The sequence below is a fragment of the Candidatus Lokiarchaeum ossiferum genome (genome assembly GCA_025839675.1).
Classification (GTDB): domain Archaea; phylum Asgardarchaeota; class Lokiarchaeia; order Sigyniarchaeales; family Promethearchaeaceae; genus Lokiarchaeum; species Lokiarchaeum ossiferum.
The window spans coordinates 1,163,705-1,183,238 of sequence record CP104013.1; the positions used below are offsets into that span (position 1 = coordinate 1,163,705).

Consider the following 19,534-nt stretch of genomic DNA (forward strand, 5'->3'; position numbering starts at 1 on the left):
CATATGATAATTGAAAAAATCCAATTACGGAATATTACTACTCATAAAGATACAACAATTTCATTTCAAAATGGTCTTAATGTCTTAGCGGGAGCAAATGGAACAGGTAAATCAACAGTTCTAAAAATGATTGGGCATAATTTATTTGATTTTCTCCCAGCAAAAAGTCAAAATGTCTATGTCAGGGATGCACCCGATGCTGGAAAGTCTGGGCTAGTAAAAATATGGGTTCGAGGAGTAGATGATCATCCCTTTTTAATTGAAAGATCCGTTGCCCGGAAACCGAATACTATCAAGGTAACCGATCTTTTAACAAGTACCATTATTGATAAAATCCATAATAAAGCCAATTTGCAAAAATGGTTAAAAATACAAACTGGAATAAACCAAGAGCATGATCTCTCAAAATTATTTCAAAATGCCATTGGAGTTGAGCAAGGGACATTTACTGAACCATTTTTACGACGTCCAAGTGATAGGAAAGATTTTTTTAACCCTTTGCTTAATGTAGAAATTTATAATAAAATCTACAAAAAATCGGCTAGTATTGTCAAAGAATTTAATGAAGAGATTAATGAGTATAAATTAGAAATTAAAGGGTATAAAACTCAATTAGAACGAAAAGTGGTTTTAGAAAAGAGTCTAAATAGGTTACAAGCTGAAATTCTGGACAATACAACAAAAAAAAAGATCTTATCCCAAGAATTTACTAAAATTCAATCAAAGTATCAAAAATCAAAACAAATTAAAGAGCAAATTGAGAAGCTTCAAAGGAATATTTCAGAATTAACTCAAGAACAAACTAATATCGCTCAGCAAAGTTCAATAATTACATCCCAAAGACAAGAATCAGAAAAAGCGAAAGAAATTTGCCAACAAAACTTATCTCCAGCTCAAGAATTTATTAAAATTAAAAAAATTGAAGAAGAACTCATTACTAAAAAAGAAAAATTTGATAGATTGATGAAAACTCAACATACCCTTGAGAAAAACTTGACAACCATTCAAACTAAAATCGAAGCATTTCAAAAGCAAAAAGAAGAAATCGAAAACTTGAAAGAATCATATCAAAATCTCAAAAAAGATTATGAAACCTACCAGAAAAACTCTCTTAGACTAGAACAAATTCAACAATTAAGTACTCAAACACGAATGAAAAGAGACATTTATGAAAAGCAATCAAAAAACATTCTAACCACTCAGAAATCCATTGATGATATTAAACAGAAAATTGTCAAAATTCCAGAGTTACGCACTTTAGTAGATCAAATGGAAAAAGTTCAAGAGGAACTTACTAAAATAGAAAAACAAATTTCTGTTCTGCTAACTCAAAAAAAGGAGTATGAAAAAAACAAGGAAAGCTCTAAAGATGGAAAATGTCCTTTTTTGGGATCCAAATGTCAAAATATAGAAGGAGAATCCCTAACCACTTATTTTGAAAAACTACTTGCTACCAATTTCCAGGCACTGCAAAAAAGTAATCAACATCGAAAAACGCTAATAAGTCAATTCCAGAAATGTAAAGAAGCTCAACAATCATTAGATCGATTAAAACTATTAGAAGCGCAAGTACAACAAAAATTAGAGTTAGTTAATCAACTCAAACTTGAAAATGTTGCGATTAAAGTATTTTTAGACGAAAATAGAAATGTGAAGACTGAACTTGACTCTCTTCAAAAGAAACAAATTTCATTAAAAAGCAAAGCAGAACAATATCAAATAGTTCATAGCAAAATTACAACAGATTTACCCATTTTGAATAAAAAAATATCTGTAATGCGTGAAAACCGGAAACCTATTGAGGCAAAAATTGCCCCGATTTTAAAATATCTGCAGGAAAATAATTCAATTTCTGAAAAATTAGGGCAAGTTCGAACCACTCTTAAGAAGCTCCTTCCAAGTTATGAGAAATATCAAACAAATCTTCAACAATCGAGAAAATTACCGGCTATTTTAGAACAACTTGACAATTTAAAACAAAAATCTATTGTGAATCAAAAAAAATTAAAGCAAATTCAGGTAACCCACCAAAACTTGAATAAACAATTTGATCTCCACGATTTTGACAAACTAGAGCAAAAAAAAGAAAAATTGAATAATGAATTGACTATGATCAAGCAAGATATTCTAAATAAAACCCAACAACAGCATGAACTCGAACGAGAATTTCAAGATTTACTGAAAATTGAAAATAAGCTCTCGGACATCATTAAAGATTTTGAGAATTTGGAAAACGCATTAGCTTTTACTCAAACGATACGCGATTGGTTTAGAGAAGCAGGACCCAAAATAACCGGGGCTTTACTAAATAATATTAATCGTCTTGCCTCAGAATTGTTTAGGGATCTCATGGGACTTGACGGGGTAAAATTAATCTGGCAAGAAGATTTTGATGTTTTAGTCATCTCCAGTCAAAATGAACGCGTATTTTCCCAGCTTTCTGGGGGAGAACAAATGGCTGTCGCCCTTGCCATTCGATTAGCCATATTACGAATTTTAACATCGATTGATTTTGCATTTTTTGACGAACCGACCACGAATTTAGACACGATTAAACGGCAGAATTTGGCCAAATGTATCCAAAATGTGCGCGGTTTTCGCCAACTATTTGTGATTTCACATGATGATACCTTTGAAGAAAATGCAGATCATGTAATCCGCTTTGAAAAAGATGAGAGTGAAACTACAAAGGTGGATTTTTTAAAAGTTTAAGTCTACTTAAACGAAAGTATATTTATGACATCTTTCACAACTCCTACCATATCTGGAGCTTGGAAGCACATGTATAATCCAAATCAATCCAAATTTACTCAACGATTCAATTGGATTAACCGAAATCGGTGGTATACGAATGATCACACCTTAGTAAAAACAAGTGATGGAATCTGGCACGGATATGGAATCATCGGGTTTCGCATTTTTAAGCAAGCTTTTGCATGGATTATTGAGCAAAATTTATTTCATATCTCTTCCCCGACCTTATATTCGGATTCGTGGATTGAACATGATTATGCCCTTGTTGCAAGTCGATCACAAGGAGAAAAATTCCTTTGGGCACCTCATGTGATTAATGTTGAAGATAGATTATATATGTTTTATTCTGTGGGAAATATTCGACCTTTTGCGAAGTTAGTTGCATCCCATGGAAATATTCATTTAGCCACTTCTACAGATGGAATAAATTGGATCCGTGATGAACGTAACCCGCAATTTAGTGGCCCCGGTCATGCAAGAGATACAATGCTATTGCAAATTAATGGAGAATACTACATCTATTATACTCAGACGGTGAATGATAAGGATAAACATTCGTGCATTGCGGTGAGGAAAAGTAAAGATCTCAAACGGTGGTCCGGTCCAAAAATTGTTCAAATTCAACCTTGGAAACGATGGCATTGGGCGGGAAATGCGGAAAGTCCCTTTGTGGTTCAAAAAGGAGAGATATTCTATTTATTTTCTTGTTTAGCCCAAGAATCCTATAATAGAACTGCCGTTTATTGGTCTCAAGATCCAGAAAATTTCCCCCTATCAAATCATGTTTGCGATTTACCCACCCATGCATCAGAAATATTGTTTGATGAGAAAGAAGGGTGGTTTATCACCAATACGGGGTGGGATAAAAAGGGATTATACATTGCTCCACTATTATGGGATTAAAAAAAATTGAGTTACTCTAATAAAATCAAACCAAGATAGTAGAATTCTTTAGGCTGATCTTTCGAGGTCAAAATTTTTTGTTGTAACCCTAATTTTTCTAACGTTCCCAAGATGTCGATGCACAATGAACTAATAGAAGGACGTGCTTGCAAAGGTTTCGCACATTCTTGAGAAATGTGGCACAGATCACATTGATGACAATGTGTTGGAAAAACAGCTAAAGCGAAGCGTAAATTATTTAACATCGCTTTCCGCTCAATTTCGAGCAAAATCGATTGAGCATTAATTGGAGCACCGAAATCCTGATCAGGGACAAATCTTATTAATAGTGCATTAGAATAATCTTTCAAATATTTAATGCATTGTACTGGAGATAAAGTATCATTGGGAGGACATTTTCGCTGAATTCCATAATTTTGGCATCCATACATACATTTCAACCGCACTTTTGGAGTGATAATTAACTTGTCCATTGAAAAGAGGGTATAATCAAAACATTCTTCTGCAATCATTAGATTTTGTAAATACTGAGTTAATTCTGGAGGTAGATTCATGATTACTGTACCTTCTTCACATTATTTGCAATAAAGGCGATAAGTTCTTCTTCCTTCAATGGAACTTTTTCTTGGGGAGTCAGTTTTAAGTTTTCGACGAGTTGATAATAAAGCTTAGATACAATTGGTATTTCTAAATTTGCTTGTTGCAATATTTGAGGTTGTGCATATAAATCTCGTCTTGAACCTTCAAATAATGTTTCACCTTGATTTAAAACAATAGTTTTTGAAAAGAAGAGCGGAATATGATCTATTTCATGACTGATGCATATTATTGTCTTGTTTCTCTTATTTAATTGATGCAATATGGAAATCAAATCTGATTTGCTTTTTGGATCGAGATTTGCAAAGGGTTCATCCAGAAGAAAAATATCAGGATCCATCGCATATATAGAAGCGAAAGCAATTTTCTTTTTCTCACCATAGCTTAAATGAAAAGTTTTCTTTTCCATCAAATTTTCCAGTTTCAATTCGGTAATTGTCTCTTCAATACGATTTTTGACTTGTTTTTCATTATAACCAAGATTAACCAAACCAAATTCTAACTCTTGATGAACAGTAGGGAGAAAGAGCTGGTCATTTGGATTTTGGAACATAATTCCGACCTTCCTGCGAATATATCGTTGATTTTTAGAGTTTACTTCCATATTTTCGACTAATATTTGTCCTTCGAACCGTGCTAATAGATTCAGTATGCATAGTAAAAGTGTGGATTTTCCTGATCCATTCGCCCCCATAACAACCACGCTTTCCCCTTTCTGAATCGATAAAGATAAATTTTTAAGAATAACTTGCCCTGGAATAAAACTGAAGGTTAAATTTTTGATCTCGATTTGAGATGTGTTGGTTATTTCCTTTGAATATGGAGTTTGGGTACGATTTGTCATAGTTTTCACTTTAGATGAATATAATAAATAGAAGTAAGTTTAGAATAACAAAACTTCCAACGTATAAAATGGTTGGGGTTAATTTTGCTTTGTAAGAAATATCAGGAATTTCCCCTGAGTATCCCCGGGCCATCATTGCTCGGTGAATTTTTGTTCCTCGTTGCATTGAGCGTAAAAGCAACATTGAAAAAATAGTCCCGATGTGATTAAACCGCTTTTTAAAGGGAAGTTTGGAAAATCGTCGACAATCATCTGCTCGTAAAATTTTAATAAGGTTTTCAAAAAAAAGGAAGAAATAGCGATAAGTCAGAACCATGATGGTTGTAATGATTTTGGGAAAATGCAATTGATGAAATACATGGATAATATGGATAAAAGGTGTTGAAAGTACAAGAAAAAGAATAACACTGACGTTGCACATGATGCGAAAGAAAAAATCACGTGCTCCAATCAAACCTAACTCTGAAACTGAAATAGTTAGTGAATGAATCTGAAAGCTCCATATAATAGATTCCTTTGTGATGAAAATGAGCGGAATTCCAACAATAATAGGATAAATTACACCTAATCCCAGTAACATCTTCAAATATCTTTTAATATTAATTTGAACCGCGATTGCAGCACTAAACAATAAGAGGATTAATCCAATCCATACTAAATAAGTGGTAATGAACTGATTTATAACAACTATCATGAAAATGGAAATCAATAATTTAAAAAGAGGAAAGACAAAAAATGTGCGGGTGGATTGACTTTGTTCATATTCAGTCAATAAATAATCTTGAAAACTATTATTGACCCGCGCTAAGAGACTCATTATATATAGGTTTAATAAGGGAAGAGATTCCTTAAACTTTTTGAACTATGTTGGTAGTTTGCATAGATGGTGATTTCTTCTTCTTATAGGTAATAATTTTTGTTAAAGTAAAGATAGCTACAAAGGTTAAGACAGAGCCAATTAAACCTACAATCCAAGTATGGAAATATCCATTCTCTGTACCTATAAATTCGTAATCTGGAAGAGGAGCTCCGTCATACTCCATATTCGTGTCTGGTTCCCATTCATCATCTCCAACAATATCAAATAATGACTTTTCTAATCCATCAGGTCCAGCTAAAAAGATTGGGGACCATAAAAACGCTGCAAGTACAACCATGGTTATACCGAAAGTTATTAAGACAAATTTAGATTGTTTTTTCATGGTTATTAACTCCAAATGAGGGTTTCTTCAAAATTAGGTAAGTATTCGGGAGCATATTTGTGGAAAAAGGCAACAATGACTGTGGTTATCAACCCTTCTCCTAAAGCAATCAGTAGATGATATCCCAACATAGTCGGAACAGTATATTTCAATCCAAATGGAAAGGAACTGGACAATCCGACTTCGATACCACAAATCGTTGCAGCTAAAACTACAGAAATATAAGCACCCACAAAAGTGGCAATGAGCAAATTTTGCGTATATTTTTTATCTTCTGTATTAGCTTTTGATTTTTTTCGAATAGACCAATACGCAAAATAACCAGGTAATGTGGCAATGCCCATGTTAAAGATATTGGCGCCAAGAGCAATTATTCCTCCATCAGCAAAAATAAAGGCTTGAATAATAAGAACCACAGAAATCATAATAAAAGCAGCTGATGGTGAAATTAAGATAGCCATCAGAATAAATCCAAGAAAATGGCCACTCGTCCCAGCAGCAATTGGGAAATTGAGCATTTGTAAAGCAAAGACCATTGCGGTGATAACAGAGATAATTGCAATTTGATCTTCCTTAATCGTTTTTTTTATTTTAAATAAGGAAAGCGATCCATACCCAATCGTAACAATCCATAGGGGGATGACAATCCATAAATCCAACAAACCTTCTGGGATGTGCATAATAATCACAATTGATATTTTCAGTTGAGTAATACTGATTTATCAACAAATAATATTTGATCATATTCGTTTTAAAATTTTTCATATTGTAATTATAATTCAATTCCAATGATTCTGCTATTCATGAAAACTTAAGTTCATTATCCTTCTATGCCTCTTCAATTATATCTGAATAGTATTGAAAGACCGAATTATCCACTGAAAAACACTATTGTGGACAATCCAAGATGATAAATTAAATGAAGTTTTTTAAATAAATTACACAAACTATCAAGGGATGACTTTAGATAAAAAAAAAGGAATTTCTGTAGATATTGTTATAATTCTAACAATTATGTTACTACTATTCTTCAGCTTCTTCATAGTGGATTGGGTAATATATTTTAAGGAGTTAGAAAATGTATATTATGCAGGTATAGCTAAGCCTACATTAACATTTCTATGCTTTCTATTGGTTATTTATATCAAACCTATAGCTTTGGATAAAAAGGACTGGTTTCTTTTATTCTTTGCATTTTTATGCATGGTACCAACGGATATTCTGATGAGTATTTATGGATTAAGCCCAAATATAGCTGCAGATTCACCCCTATTTATGATAGGAGGAATTCTTTCTATTGTTGCCCATGGAATATTTGCAATCCGTCATGGGAAAGGTTTTCCTTATTGGAAGAAATCACATGAATTTGTAACATTAGAGCAAAAATCAAGTGCCAAAAAATTTATTGATAAATTTTGGATAGGATTATCAATATTTGGAACAGGTATTATAATAGTAATAATATTGTGGACAGATATAGTTAGGATTGGACACACAATTATTGCTCCAATTTATCTTGCATTTTTCTGTATGTCAACATGGATTTCTTGGGAAGCAGTGCGATATAAATTATATCCTAAAAAAAATGGCATATTACTTGCAATAGGAATGACAGCTTGGTTTTTAACAGAAGTTGTTGGAGAAATTTATAACATTGGAATTGGAAATCCTTCCGAAATTGCATTCCGATTTGTGTGGGTATTTTATAGCACAACGATTATATGTTTGTCATTAAGTGGATTAGATTGGACTAAAAAAAGACAATAATCACATTTTTTTATAATATTCCATCAAATTTCTTCAAAATTGAGATTTTGATATTAGTTAATTGTTCTAATTCATATAACAATATATTAGATGCATGTAAAAATAATTAATGAGAATTCCTATGCAAGAATGGCACAAAAACAACTATTGATATGAAGAAGAATCATCACTCTCAATTTTTAATTTTTTCTGTTAGCTTTTTAAACAACTTATTAACTGACTCTTTACTCTTATATATGGTATTTAAATAAAAAAAAAAAAGTGATTTCTATGTCCGAAGAAGAAAAATTTACGTATAAGATAGAAAACGTTGTAGCGACAGTTGTAGCCGATATTGAAGAAAAAATGGATTTAAATGTGATAGCCCGTAAATATTCGGATGTTGAGTATAACCCTGAACGATTTCCTGGATTAGTCATGCGAATTGTTGAACCTAAGGCAACAATATTAGTCTTCTCAACAGGTAAAATGGTCGTAACGGGAATGAGAAGAGCTGATGAAGCAGAAACTGTAGTAAATGATGTAATTAAACGGATTTCAGATTGTAAAATTAAGATTTCCAATCCAGTGATTATTATTCAAAATATCGTTGCCAGTGGGGACCTCAAATGTTCCATCGATTTAAATATGGCTGCTGTTGTAATGGAAAATAGTATGTATGAGCCAGAAGTATTTCCAGGATTAATATTTCGGATGAAAGAACCCAAAACTGTGTTTTTAATTTTTTCTACGGGAAAAATTGTGTGTACGGGTGGAAAAACTAAAGAAATAGTGAGGGATGCGTGCGAAAAATTGTATTACGCAGTCCGAGAATATGATGTTGCTCGCGAACCTGGCGAGGAACCAGTTTATGAAGAAGAAGAAATGTCATTTCTCTAATAATTTTTTATCCTTTTTTTACTTAAGTTTGTTCCAAATCTTTCATTCCAATTGTAATCTTAAGTAATGATTTTGAGTATGTTGTAGAAATCTTGTGTTAAAATTCTTTGAATAACTTTATGAGAAGATGTAGTAATAGAAATAAAATAATAATTCACTTTAATGAAACGTGAAGTGATAAGGAAGGAAATATATCTGAAAATGTGAGTATCTCCAAAATCTTTATTTATTTCCTTAATAAAATGTTTATCGTGAATAATAATGGGACGATCAAAAGAAATTTTTAGAATTCCCAATATACTCCGTCGAAATGTTCTCACAGGGCATGATTCTCCTGTGGAAGCAATTATTGTGCGAGAAAAATATATTTTCTCTGCTTCTCGGTTTGGGAAAATTATTATTTGGGATTTACATACGGGAGAAATCATAAAATCATTAGAAGGTCATACAAGTAGTGTAAATTGTCTTGATTTTCAAAAAGGGCAGTTAATTTCAGGGAGTAATGATAAAACAATCCGAATTTGGTCATGTGACTCAGGAGAGTGTATAAAAATTCTCCACGGTCATACTGCAGCAATTCTTTCTGTTAGTATACAAGACAATTATATTGCATCTGGATCAGACGATTCAACAATCAAAATTTGGAAATTAGACTCGGGAGAATTAATCCAGACAATAGAGGCACACTCTCGTAGTGTTTCTGGGGTTAAATTTTGTGAAGATAAATTATTTACCGTTTCATGGGATCACTTTTTGAAAATTTGGGATATAAATTCTTGGCAATGTGTAGGATCCTATGAAGAACATTTTGATGCCATTGCTGCCATGGATGTATCCAGTAAATTTATTGTAACTGGGGATCAAACAGGATATTTCAATGTTTGGGATTCAAAAACCTATGAGCTTCTACATCATTTAAAACATCATCGATTATCAGTGATGGGAATAAAAATTGATGGAAATTATCTATATTCAACTTCAAAAGATAAAACTATCTTGATTACCGATCTCTCTACTGGAGTGATGGTAAAAAAACTAGAAGGCCACCAAGATGCAACAGTTGGAATCGATAAACTAGGAAATTTAGTTGTTACATCATCTGCTGATAAAACAATTAGTATTTGGGATGATTTTTCTTTGCACAGTCAATATAGAATCAAAGCTCATGATGGATTGATCTTAGGAACAAAAGCACAAAATAATACATTAGTTACAGCGAGTATTGACAATCTCTTGAAAATTTGGAATGTAAAAAAAGGAGAATTGATCAAAACCATCGCTCTTGAAGAAAATAGTTGGGTGTGGGGGTTGGCTTTTAGTAATAACCAAATTCTCGCTTCATCAGATGAAGGAGTTTATAGATTGTATGATCTGAATACGGGTCAAAAATTACTGGAACTAAAAGGACATGAAGGAAAAGTTTATCGTGCAATGATGCGCAATAATAAAGCGATTACTTCGGGTTGGGATACTACTTCTCGAGTTTGGGATTTAACCACGGGAGAATGCTTACATGTGCTTCGAGGACACACATATGCAGTTTATTCTTCTGTTATTACTGAAGATGGGATGTATGTTACCGGCTCATCGGATGGAACAATAAGAGTATGGGATTCTGATGGTCATTTAAAACATATTATTAACTATCATCAAGATGAAGTATTTCATCTCGAGACTCAAGGGAATTTGGTAGCTTCTGCTTCAGGTGATGGAATATGTGGAGTTTTTAACTATAAAACGGGGGAAACAATTGCCGAATTCGATGATCACACCGATCAAGTCTGGTGTGTTTTAATTCACAACGATATTGTGATTTCTGGATCTGCTGATAATAGTATTAAAGTTTGGAGTCTAAAAACCAAAGAATGTTTGGACACTCTTGAAGGTCATACCGATAATGTTAAGGATTTAGCTTTGAGTGGTAATTTTTTAATCTCAGGCTCATTAGACTCAATCATCCGAATTTGGGATATTAGTAAATATTTTGATGAAAAATTGGAAATCGATGAGACTATTACGCAGGATTTTGATGTTTTGGGAGCACAAATTCAAATGGCGCGCACTTATGATTTAGTGCCTGCAGAATTAGGTTCGCCTGGAATAATTCGGATTCTCTATGGTATGAAACCACTCAGTCCTGATACTTCCTGTGACCATGAGAAATTTGTCTTAGTATTAAAGAAATCTGCAAAAACGTGGTATAATTTAGGAAAATTAGGGTATGCACCATGGTTATCAGATATTCCACGAGGAATTGAAGGAGGGACAATCCCAATTGGAGAAACAGAGACATTGGGTATTGTTCTGGAAGAATTTATGAAAGGATTTCGAGATAATGGAGATCTTTTTTGGATGGGATTACTAAGACGGTTTGGCAACAAAATCGAAACATTGTTACCCGAAAAATGGTCCTTTGATTTGAATTTTTCTGGGCAAGGACCTAATCCAATTGAAGGCTACAAGTGGCATCATTTAGGTCCGCGCATTAATGAAGTGGAGTTAAAAGATCGGGAAGAAACTGCACTCATCTTTCAATTACGGTTAAAAAACATTAATGAATGGATATTACCATTAGTTAAAGCCTTTGAAATTCAAGTTAAAGACGATCGTGGGGATGTGGATTACATTAACTTTAGCAATTTCCGTCCAGATAAAGATGGAAACTGGTGCTCTACAGCAATGTTCAAAATTGATGCAGGTTATAAAATGGAGCCAAAAGCCATCATCTTCTTCACAGATGTGAATGTAATTTATGAAAGTTTATTAGCTCCCAGTTTTCAAGGGACTAATATTTTGAAGCAATTATCACTCCTTCGGCATGATAATGAAGATTTACGGGTGAAAGTTGATACTATACAACAACAATTTTTGCTACTCTCCGAAAAAATATCAACAACTAATACCAGCAAGATTGTTCCAAAGAAAAAGAACGATTTAGTCCCAAAAACCATCCTCCCAGGATATCAGTTGCAAAATTTATATACATGCCCCAAAGGGAAGAAAATTTTCAAGCGAATTGAGAAACAATATCAAGAACCAGCCATTGGAACGTTGAATGTGAATATTGGAGGATACTTCAATAAATTTCTTGAACACATTCAGCCAAAATTTATCCTCTTCACATCTGCTTCAAGTATTACTGCCGCTTTGATTATTATTTTACTCTATATCCAAGGAATATTCCAGATCAATTTCTTAGGAACCTCCATTGAAATTGCTGGTAACGAGATACAGTGGGCTGAAATTATTCTGAATCTTCTAATTTATTTTGTTCTAATATTTGTGTTGGTTATTAGCATCTCCAATTGGATTCGCTTCCAGCATAAAAAGAAAAAACGCAGATCATTTAATTAAATGATGCAAAAATACTGAAAAATCATTTTTTTTTATTTACCAAGCAATAGAAGAAAATTTAATGAAAAATAGCAAAGATGAACATATAATGGAAACGGAATTTTTTCGAACACATAATCCTGAAGATGCAAAATTTATTTATAAGATCGGTCAAAATTTGTTATTTACTCCAAAGATGTACAGCACTGCAATACCAGAAGAACGAAAACGGTATGCAAATTCAGGTTTCGTTATTGGAAATCATGAAATTCAAGTAGTTGAAAACTGGATTAAAGACAAACGCAATGTAATTATTTTAGGTAACTACAAAAATACTCCCACCCAGCCAAATATATTTGCATATAGTTTACTTTTAGGCGATGATAAAATCATTGACCAAGTTCAAAAATACGCTGAGGACATTTCATTTTGTAGTGAAAAAGCCCGAACGGTTATTAATTCTCGAGACTTCATGTATTTAATCCAGATTGGTATTTCTCCTTCTTATCACAACTTAGGATATGGGTCACAACTATTTCAAGCGGGATTTTCTAGTACATCGTGTCCAATTATTTCATTTGTGATTAAATCCCCCATTCATAACTACCCTTCCCTCTATGCCCATTTAAAAAATGGATATGAATATATGGGGGATTATACGGGAAAATATGACCAATTCGACAACTATCGTTCTGTGGGGCTCATATATTATCCAAATTCTACTCTTCCGACAAAAGAGGAACTAAAAATAAAATTTCAAAAAGCCTTACTTTAAAATATACGTTGGATTGATATTCGTCCTTATCGCCCCTAAAACCATAAAAAAAAGTTGAATCTCTATTTAAGGCTTCATCTCATAGAGATCTTTTAATTTAAAGACATGATCCTTCCAAATCTTTTCAAAACGAGGTTTATTCACTTTAGGTTTCTTTAACATTCGCTTACTAAACCATCGTTGTAATCCTGTGGCTTGAGGTTTGGAATAGAGTTGTAATGAGAATTTAGAAAAGTCTCGCACAATAAAATCGAAGATTTGATCTAACAAATCATCTTCAATAGCGTAGATTTTAGCATTCTCAATAATGAGCTGACCATAAACAATGAGTGTGAACATTTCACCCATAATTAATAGAAAATCTATATCTTTCGCTTGTTCTTTAGTTGGACGGGCAGCCATCAACATAAGTTTAAACATTCGAATTTGTTTTTTGAATATTTTGACATTACTGAGGTCCACAGAGCCATACACTTTGCTATAATCATGGAAACGAATTTTACTTAAACCTTTAGTTGAACCTTGGTCAAATAGAAAATCATCATTTTGTGGATCCATTTGTTTGGCGACTTCTGGGAATTCCGCATGTTTGAAGAAATAATTCGCCATAAATTTGATGATTAAAGCCATATTGACGTGAACCGTCCCCTCCAACTTGGGTAAAGCCCGAATATCTCGACCAGCAACAGAAAAGTACATATTTTTCTCAAAACCTTTCGCTGCAATGATATCCCAGAGAAGATTGACCACTTCTTCCCCTTGGGTGGTAACTTTCATTTTGACCATAGGATCGTAAAGAAGGTAACGGCGATCATTTTTAGATGCCGTCCGCATGTAATCCGAACCCCGAAGAGCAAAAAGTTTCATAGCCACCAACCGGCAATAGGAATCCATAAAGAGTTGCCGAATGTGAGGAAAATCGGTCACATAATGATTGAAGAGATTTCGATGGGAAGCGTGATTGATAGCTTCATATAAACAATGGGTACAAATTCCGATGGAAGCCCAGCCTAAATTAAATTTGCCGATGTTCACGGTATTCAAGGTCATATCCCATGCTTCGCGTCCGGTTGCTAAAATGTCCGCGTCGGTTATAGGATAATCATGGAGAGTATATTCGGCCACATAGGAACTAGTAGCAATCAAATTTTGGACACATTCATACTTCTCATGCTGACTGTTTACCGCAAAGAAAACATAATTTCCATATTTTTCATCTTTAGGATCTAAGCTTGGTTCTGTTTTCCCAAAAATGGACACTAAAGCCGCTTTATTCCCATTTCCAATATAATACTTACTTCCCCGTGCAGTATATTTACCCTCTTCAATTTGTTTGAGGATCATATCTGTGGAATAGATATCAGCCCCGTGATCTTGCTCTGACAAACCAAAAGCAAAAATTCCTCCTTCTTCCAAGAGCTTGGCGGTTTTTTTCTTGATTTCTTCATTTTTACTGATCCAAATGGGACCTAAACCTAATATTGACACTTGCCAAGTATACCAGTATTGCAACCCATAGAAACCCAAAATTTCATTGAATTCACAATTTCGATAAGTATCCCAGCGGGTTTTGCCTCCCCCATATTGTGTAGGAGTAAGTAGAGTTGAGAAGATTTTATTTTCTTTGACAAAATCCAGAAAATCTTGATACCAGACTCGATCGAAATCATCTTGTAAAAGCTTGACTTTTCCACGATCTTCAAAAAACTTAATAGTTTTTAACATAATTTCACGGGATTCATCATCTGGATATTCCCGTGTATGATTATTCGGATTTAATAATAACATTTCATTCACCATTTAATTTATTCAAAATCTATTTCTTGGGCTAAATAAATGTTTAGACTTCATTTTCCGAAAAATAAATGGATTTAGGGATCATTTTTTCGGAAATTTGATCAATTCACAATCGTTTTTGTGATATCCATGATCACCGTTAATTTATTAAGTTTAAAGAAAGAAACTCCAACTTAGGGATTAATTATGTTATTGCAAAACTTTCCATGGCCACAAGTTATCAATTATAGCCTTACAGCGTTATATTCACTCATAGCAATACTTATATTCGTAAAGATGTTGAAATATATTCGAAATGAGTTAAAAACTGCACCGAAATATACTTTTCGCCAAAAATTTACCAACTTCAGCTCAGGAGTAATATTTAGCTTAATGACATCTCTTTCGATAATGTTTGTTCTGGCTTTGATCTCATCTGCTATTAGTAAAAATGGTCAAATTATTTTAAATTCGGATCAAATCGATACAGACATTTCCAAAATTTTCTTGAATGAGATATTAGAAGCATTCGCTTTTCCTAGATATTTACCAATTATCCTCATTATCATCGCAATTTTTTCGTTGTTCTATCCACTCTATGAATATTTGAAACTTGCAAGTCCTGGACAACAAGGTGCCACAGAAATACAACGGCATTTGGAATCAAGATATATCGACCGATTTAATCCACCTTGGAGTTATATTGCAGCAATAGTTCTTTTCTTCTTCATTGTTTTACTCGCCCCAATAATCACTTCGATAATTGCAACAAACCAATGGAATATTCCAGAAAATATCACTGATAGTTGGGCGATTCGTCTAATTTTCTTTGTATGGTTATTGTTAGGACCAATGTTTTACTTGAGTTATTACTCAAATATTGGAGCAGTTCAAACATTCTTTAGAGGACGAAGAGTAAATTTAAAAAATGATAAAAAATTGGCAATATTTTATGGGGTAGCAATTCTAACCTTCATTTCTTCGGTCTGGTCCTTTTTCCAATATATTATTCCCATCATAACAAATACTTATCCTAAACCAGGTATAGATTTTTTTGAATCTCAAACTGATTTTGTAAACACATTGTTTGATATCTTTGATTTTTTAAAAATAGTCGATAAAGAAGGGCAAAGACCTAAAATAAGATTATTCTTTGCTGTTTTTCCCATTGATTTTCTTGGATTTATTTTAACCACAGCTGGTTTTGGTCTTATTGGAATATATTCCAAATTTATCAGTAAGGAACCATTAAATTCCCCCAAAATGGTATTATTCGCAGCGTATATTATTTGCGGTATAGCATTTTCCATCTTTGTTACCGCTATGGTAAAATGGCCCTGGATTTTTCCCGATGAAAATCTCCAAAAAATTGGATTAGATTTGATTTTATCTCCCGATGCTCGAAACCCAGAATGGACTGCAGAAAGGATGTGGGCAGATCAGGAAACAGTAGTTCGTTTATTTAGTACCGCAATTTTAGTGCAAAAAATATTGAATCTCATATTTTTAGGCAATTTTCTTTTCCATCGTAAAGAATTACGTCAAGAAGCGGATGAATGGGCACTAAATAAAGCCATATTAGAAAATGATTTTGAAACAATCAACAAATATAAGGTACATGAAAGTGTAGAAATGCGTAAAATTGTGGCTAATTCAGTTATTCGCTATGTTAAAATGAAAGACAATCTCAATGTTGAATCTTCCGAGCAAATCTCAAAAATTATGGAGGAACTTCTTTCCGATGAAAATACAGAGATTACATCTATCATTAAAGCACATCAATATGAAATCATGTTGAAATTAGATGAAGATTCAATCATCGCATCCATAATTAATTTGCTTAAGTCTGAGGATGCAAATAAAACAAAACAAGCCATAAAACTAACCCGACAAGTAGGAAAACGAAATATCGTAAATTTAAGTAAAATTATAGAAGAATTGAAACAAAAACAAATTCCAGATGTTGCTTTGAATAAGATTTTTAATGTAATAGCCGAATTTGATAGAGAAAATCATGAATATCTACGTGATTTGATTATACCACTTCTATCGGATGATTATGAACCTTTCATTCTTGCTTCGTTCCAGATTTTAAATGCCGCAACAAAGAATTTTCAAAAGAATTTGGATGTACTAACACCTTATTTTCATACTCTTCTTCAACATCACAGCTCAAAAATCGTTGCCAGGACCTTAGATACATATTCAACTTTGGCATCTTCAAATCAAAATGCCGTTGCTACTTTGATGACTGAATTTAATCATATTGATCGAACTGAGAATAACATTATTCAGGAAAAAATTGCCACAATCGTGAAATTTTGCATGATTCAAACGAAATGGTTTGAAAACTTATTTGATTACATGGAAATCTATTTGAAAAGCACAGAAAATCAAGTGATTAGTGACGCAGCCATCGGTTTAGGTAGTCTTTCCAGTAATATCAGTCCCGAAGAGTTTTTCAACCGAATTTTTCCCCATTTCAAACAATTAGTTCAACATTCTTCAACAGAAGTGAAGAAAGCAACTTTAGCATCTTTGGTGATTATTGCCCAAACTCGCCCAGAGATCTATAAAGATGAAAGATTTCAACATTTGTTCAGTGTACTAATCATTGATGAGGATGTGGATATTCGTCATCAAGTTTATCGCTTCTTTATTGAGGGCGATCCACACATTTTCATCAACGATATAGTTGCCATTCTTTCAGCACCATTATCAATTCAGATTCGGATCGATTTAATGAACATTTTGGCAATTGTGGCAGAAAAAATAGTTCCCTACATGGACGAAGTGTTATTATTTGAAGTTCTGAAGAAACAAGAGTTTATCCAGTCAAAAACACTATTTGGGTCAGAATTAAAATCACTTCAAGAAGATAACTCAAAAATATTTGGCTTCCACCGAAATTTTGAAGAAATCAACTTGATGGGAGCAACTGTGGCATTAATTTATGATTTATTATATTTTGCTCCGAATAAAATGCCTCAAATCGAAGATTTCTTAAATGAAAATGTTAAACATGGGGGAGATCTGGCCCTTGCTAAAAAATTCGAATTTTATTGCAAACAATCTTTAGATCATCTTGATGGAAAAACATTTATTGGTCAATTTGTTGATGTGAAAGAAACACTTTCCATTTTGGACAAGAACATCTATATAGTCAAACCTTTAGCACAAAAAGTTGTCGTGGAATTTTTATGGCAAGTATTTAAAAAAGATGTAAATTATCATAAGGAAATCCTTGTTTTACTTGTAGCAATTAGCTTGCAAAAAGATATGCCAGATGCTAATACTCGAAAAATGACACTTATATGCATGGCATCCATTTTTGCTCAATTTCCAGATATATATTTTGGGGAGATCCAATTCCAAAATTTAACCAACTTAAAAACTGCAACCGTAAATCCTTTTGAAAAGTATTTCAAACCCTATTTGCTAAAAAATATGGATTCAAATCAAAAAGAAGTACAAGATGGAATCACAACAGCCCTATATAAAATTTTGGAGGCTACAGATCAAGAAAAATTTATTCGGAAGCTTTTAATTGAAGCCATTAATCAATCCAAAGGAATAAATGCGAAAATAACAGCAATGAAAGCTATTGTTTCACTTCCGATCAAAATTGATGATAAAGAAACCACAGCAACATTGCTTCGGCAACAATCCTCTAAAAATATCGAAGTCAGAGCTCAAGCAATACGATCGTTAGGACAAATTATCCGAACGTATCCATCATATACAACCCGAAAACATTCCCGCCAGATTAGATCCTTGAAATCATTGATCTATCGAGTTTTATTCAACCCATATAAACCCAATGCACCGATCGAGATAAAAAAAGCAATATTGGAACATTTAGGGACAATAACTCTCATTCAACCAAATATTCCAGTTTGTTTATCCACAATTGAGGCCATTGGCCTTGATCCTGATCCAAAGATTGCCATACAAGCCGTGGAGATCTTCTTCCAATATGTTGATTTATATCCTGATAAAATGGCAGAAATTATGGTGGTCTTCCGTCGGCTTTCAAATTCACCTTTTGTGGAAATAAATCGGTTAATTGTCCAAAAATTGCTAGATCTTCAGCAATCCGGGATGAAAATGACTGCATTATATTCAAGTTTAATCAAACTGGCCACTTCACCTTCAAAAGAGATCCGAATTATCAGTTTACAAGCATTCTATGATATTTCAATTAAAGTTCCTGAACAGTTTGACTTCTTTATAGGTATTATAATGCAGTTATCAACCAACCGCCAGCCTGAAGTACGCCAAGATGCATGTAACTTCTTATTCAAATTTGCTTATTTGAAAGGAAATGAACTCAAGCCCCTTATCAAGATTTTAGCACGTCTCCAGAATCTTGCTGGGGATCCAGATATAGGTGTGCGAATTCAGCTATCTAAAAATCTTCAACAAATGGTAGACCATCTGCCCCAACAAATTAATGATGTGCTTCAAATCATCTATACTTTGATCCGGGGAAGCGGAAATCACAATGAAATTATTCAAAATTTAGCTTTGACCTTAAAAGGTATATGGAATACCCATCCAGATTTAAATGAAGAAATGTTAGCCAAACTCCAACGGTTTTATAAAAAATCCCAAAATGCTATCTTGTATACTTTAGTTAATGATTTAAAATCTGGAAAAGTCACAATTAAATAATTTTAACTCGATTGATTTTATTTGGTTTTT

13 protein-coding genes are annotated in these 19,534 nt (G+C 33.3%); 7 read left to right on the forward strand and 6 right to left on the reverse strand.

What is annotated here, in order from left to right; genetic code table 11:
* The first annotated feature begins 3 nt into the window (after nucleotides 1–3).
* On the forward strand, nucleotides 4–2,712 hold the full coding sequence (locus NEF87_RS04695; RefSeq protein ID WP_457918870.1) for an AAA family ATPase: 2,709 nt from the start codon (nucleotides 4–6) through the stop codon (nucleotides 2,710–2,712).
* Between the two features lie 24 nt (nucleotides 2,713–2,736).
* The gene (locus tag NEF87_RS04700; protein ID WP_457918871.1) at nucleotides 2,737–3,657 is read left to right on the forward strand and encodes a family 43 glycosylhydrolase; all 921 of its coding nucleotides are present in this window, start codon (nucleotides 2,737–2,739) and stop codon (nucleotides 3,655–3,657) included.
* Between the two features lie 11 nt (nucleotides 3,658–3,668).
* Here NEF87_RS04700 and NEF87_RS04705 read toward each other — a convergent pair whose 3' ends face one another.
* The 5 genes from NEF87_RS04705 to NEF87_RS04725 are packed head-to-tail and all read right to left on the reverse strand — an operon-like array spanning nucleotide 3,669 to nucleotide 6,980.
* Nucleotides 3,669–4,211: a DUF2284 domain-containing protein gene (locus NEF87_RS04705; protein ID WP_457918872.1), complete on the reverse strand. Its 543-nt coding sequence runs from the start codon at nucleotides 4,209–4,211 to the stop codon at nucleotides 3,669–3,671.
* 2 nt (nucleotides 4,212–4,213) lie between these two features.
* Complete coding sequence (locus NEF87_RS04710) at nucleotides 4,214–5,098, reverse strand: energy-coupling factor ABC transporter ATP-binding protein (protein WP_457918873.1); 885 nt, start codon at nucleotides 5,096–5,098, stop codon at nucleotides 4,214–4,216.
* Between the two features lie 10 nt (nucleotides 5,099–5,108).
* A complete protein-coding gene (cbiQ, locus tag NEF87_RS04715) occupies nucleotides 5,109–5,915 on the reverse strand; it encodes a cobalt ECF transporter T component CbiQ (RefSeq protein WP_457918874.1) in 807 nt (268 codons plus the stop codon).
* A gap of 31 nt (nucleotides 5,916–5,946) precedes the next feature.
* The gene (locus tag NEF87_RS04720) at nucleotides 5,947–6,300 is read right to left on the reverse strand and encodes a PDGLE domain-containing protein (protein ID WP_457918875.1); all 354 of its coding nucleotides are present in this window, start codon (nucleotides 6,298–6,300) and stop codon (nucleotides 5,947–5,949) included.
* 5 nt (nucleotides 6,301–6,305) lie between these two features.
* Nucleotides 6,306–6,980, reverse strand: a complete 675-nt coding sequence (locus tag NEF87_RS04725) for an energy-coupling factor ABC transporter permease (protein ID WP_457918876.1) — start codon at nucleotides 6,978–6,980, stop codon at nucleotides 6,306–6,308.
* 277 nt (nucleotides 6,981–7,257) lie between these two features.
* Between NEF87_RS04725 and NEF87_RS04730 the strand changes: the two genes are divergently transcribed.
* From NEF87_RS04730 to NEF87_RS04745, 4 genes are all read left to right on the forward strand, one after another.
* A complete protein-coding gene (locus tag NEF87_RS04730; protein ID WP_457918877.1) occupies nucleotides 7,258–8,067 on the forward strand; it encodes a hypothetical protein in 810 nt (269 codons plus the stop codon).
* A 270-nt stretch (nucleotides 8,068–8,337) separates the two neighbouring features.
* Nucleotides 8,338–8,946, forward strand: coding sequence for a TATA-box-binding protein (locus NEF87_RS04735; protein ID WP_371805255.1), 609 nt, complete (start codon nucleotides 8,338–8,340; stop codon nucleotides 8,944–8,946).
* A 261-nt stretch (nucleotides 8,947–9,207) separates the two neighbouring features.
* Nucleotides 9,208–12,300 carry a WD40 repeat domain-containing protein gene (locus NEF87_RS04740; protein WP_457918878.1) on the forward strand — a complete coding sequence of 1,031 codons (3,093 nt, stop codon included), beginning with the start codon at nucleotides 9,208–9,210 and terminating at the stop codon, nucleotides 12,298–12,300.
* Nucleotides 12,301–12,361: 61 nt separating this feature from the next.
* Entirely contained in the window at nucleotides 12,362–13,054 is a 693-nt protein-coding gene (locus NEF87_RS04745) for a hypothetical protein (protein ID WP_457918879.1), read from the forward strand.
* Between the two features lie 66 nt (nucleotides 13,055–13,120).
* Here the strand turns inward: NEF87_RS04745 and NEF87_RS04750 are convergent, their stop codons facing one another.
* On the reverse strand, nucleotides 13,121–14,842 hold the full coding sequence (locus tag NEF87_RS04750) for an acyl-CoA dehydrogenase (RefSeq protein WP_457918880.1): 1,722 nt from the start codon (nucleotides 14,840–14,842) through the stop codon (nucleotides 13,121–13,123).
* 195 nt (nucleotides 14,843–15,037) lie between these two features.
* Here NEF87_RS04750 and NEF87_RS04755 point away from each other — a divergent pair, with 195 nt between their 5' ends.
* Nucleotides 15,038–19,504 carry a hypothetical protein gene (locus NEF87_RS04755; protein ID WP_457918881.1) on the forward strand — a complete coding sequence of 1,489 codons (4,467 nt, stop codon included), beginning with the start codon at nucleotides 15,038–15,040 and terminating at the stop codon, nucleotides 19,502–19,504.
* Nucleotides 19,505–19,534 lie beyond the last annotated feature (30 nt).

What these genes read in the sequence shown, in the direction of transcription:
- NEF87_RS04695 (WP_457918870.1), top strand. Translation starts at nt 4, where the DNA reads ATGATAATTGAAAAAATCCAATTACGGAATATTACTACTCATAAAGAT.
- NEF87_RS04700 (WP_457918871.1), top strand. Translation starts at nt 2,737, where the DNA reads ATGACATCTTTCACAACTCCTACCATATCTGGAGCTTGGAAGCACATG.
- NEF87_RS04705 (WP_457918872.1), bottom strand. Translation starts at nt 4,211, where the DNA reads ATGAATCTACCTCCAGAATTAACTCAGTATTTACAAAATCTAATGATT.
- NEF87_RS04710 (WP_457918873.1), bottom strand. Translation starts at nt 5,098, where the DNA reads ATGACAAATCGTACCCAAACTCCATATTCAAAGGAAATAACCAACACA.
- cbiQ (WP_457918874.1), bottom strand. Translation starts at nt 5,915, where the DNA reads ATGAGTCTCTTAGCGCGGGTCAATAATAGTTTTCAAGATTATTTATTG.
- NEF87_RS04720 (WP_457918875.1), bottom strand. Translation starts at nt 6,300, where the DNA reads ATGAAAAAACAATCTAAATTTGTCTTAATAACTTTCGGTATAACCATG.
- NEF87_RS04725 (WP_457918876.1), bottom strand. Translation starts at nt 6,980, where the DNA reads ATGCACATCCCAGAAGGTTTGTTGGATTTATGGATTGTCATCCCCCTA.
- NEF87_RS04730 (WP_457918877.1), top strand. Translation starts at nt 7,258, where the DNA reads ATGACTTTAGATAAAAAAAAAGGAATTTCTGTAGATATTGTTATAATT.
- NEF87_RS04735 (WP_371805255.1), top strand. Translation starts at nt 8,338, where the DNA reads ATGTCCGAAGAAGAAAAATTTACGTATAAGATAGAAAACGTTGTAGCG.
- NEF87_RS04740 (WP_457918878.1), top strand. Translation starts at nt 9,208, where the DNA reads ATGGGACGATCAAAAGAAATTTTTAGAATTCCCAATATACTCCGTCGA.
- NEF87_RS04745 (WP_457918879.1), top strand. Translation starts at nt 12,362, where the DNA reads ATGAAAAATAGCAAAGATGAACATATAATGGAAACGGAATTTTTTCGA.
- NEF87_RS04750 (WP_457918880.1), bottom strand. Translation starts at nt 14,842, where the DNA reads ATGTTATTATTAAATCCGAATAATCATACACGGGAATATCCAGATGAT.
- NEF87_RS04755 (WP_457918881.1), top strand. Translation starts at nt 15,038, where the DNA reads ATGTTATTGCAAAACTTTCCATGGCCACAAGTTATCAATTATAGCCTT.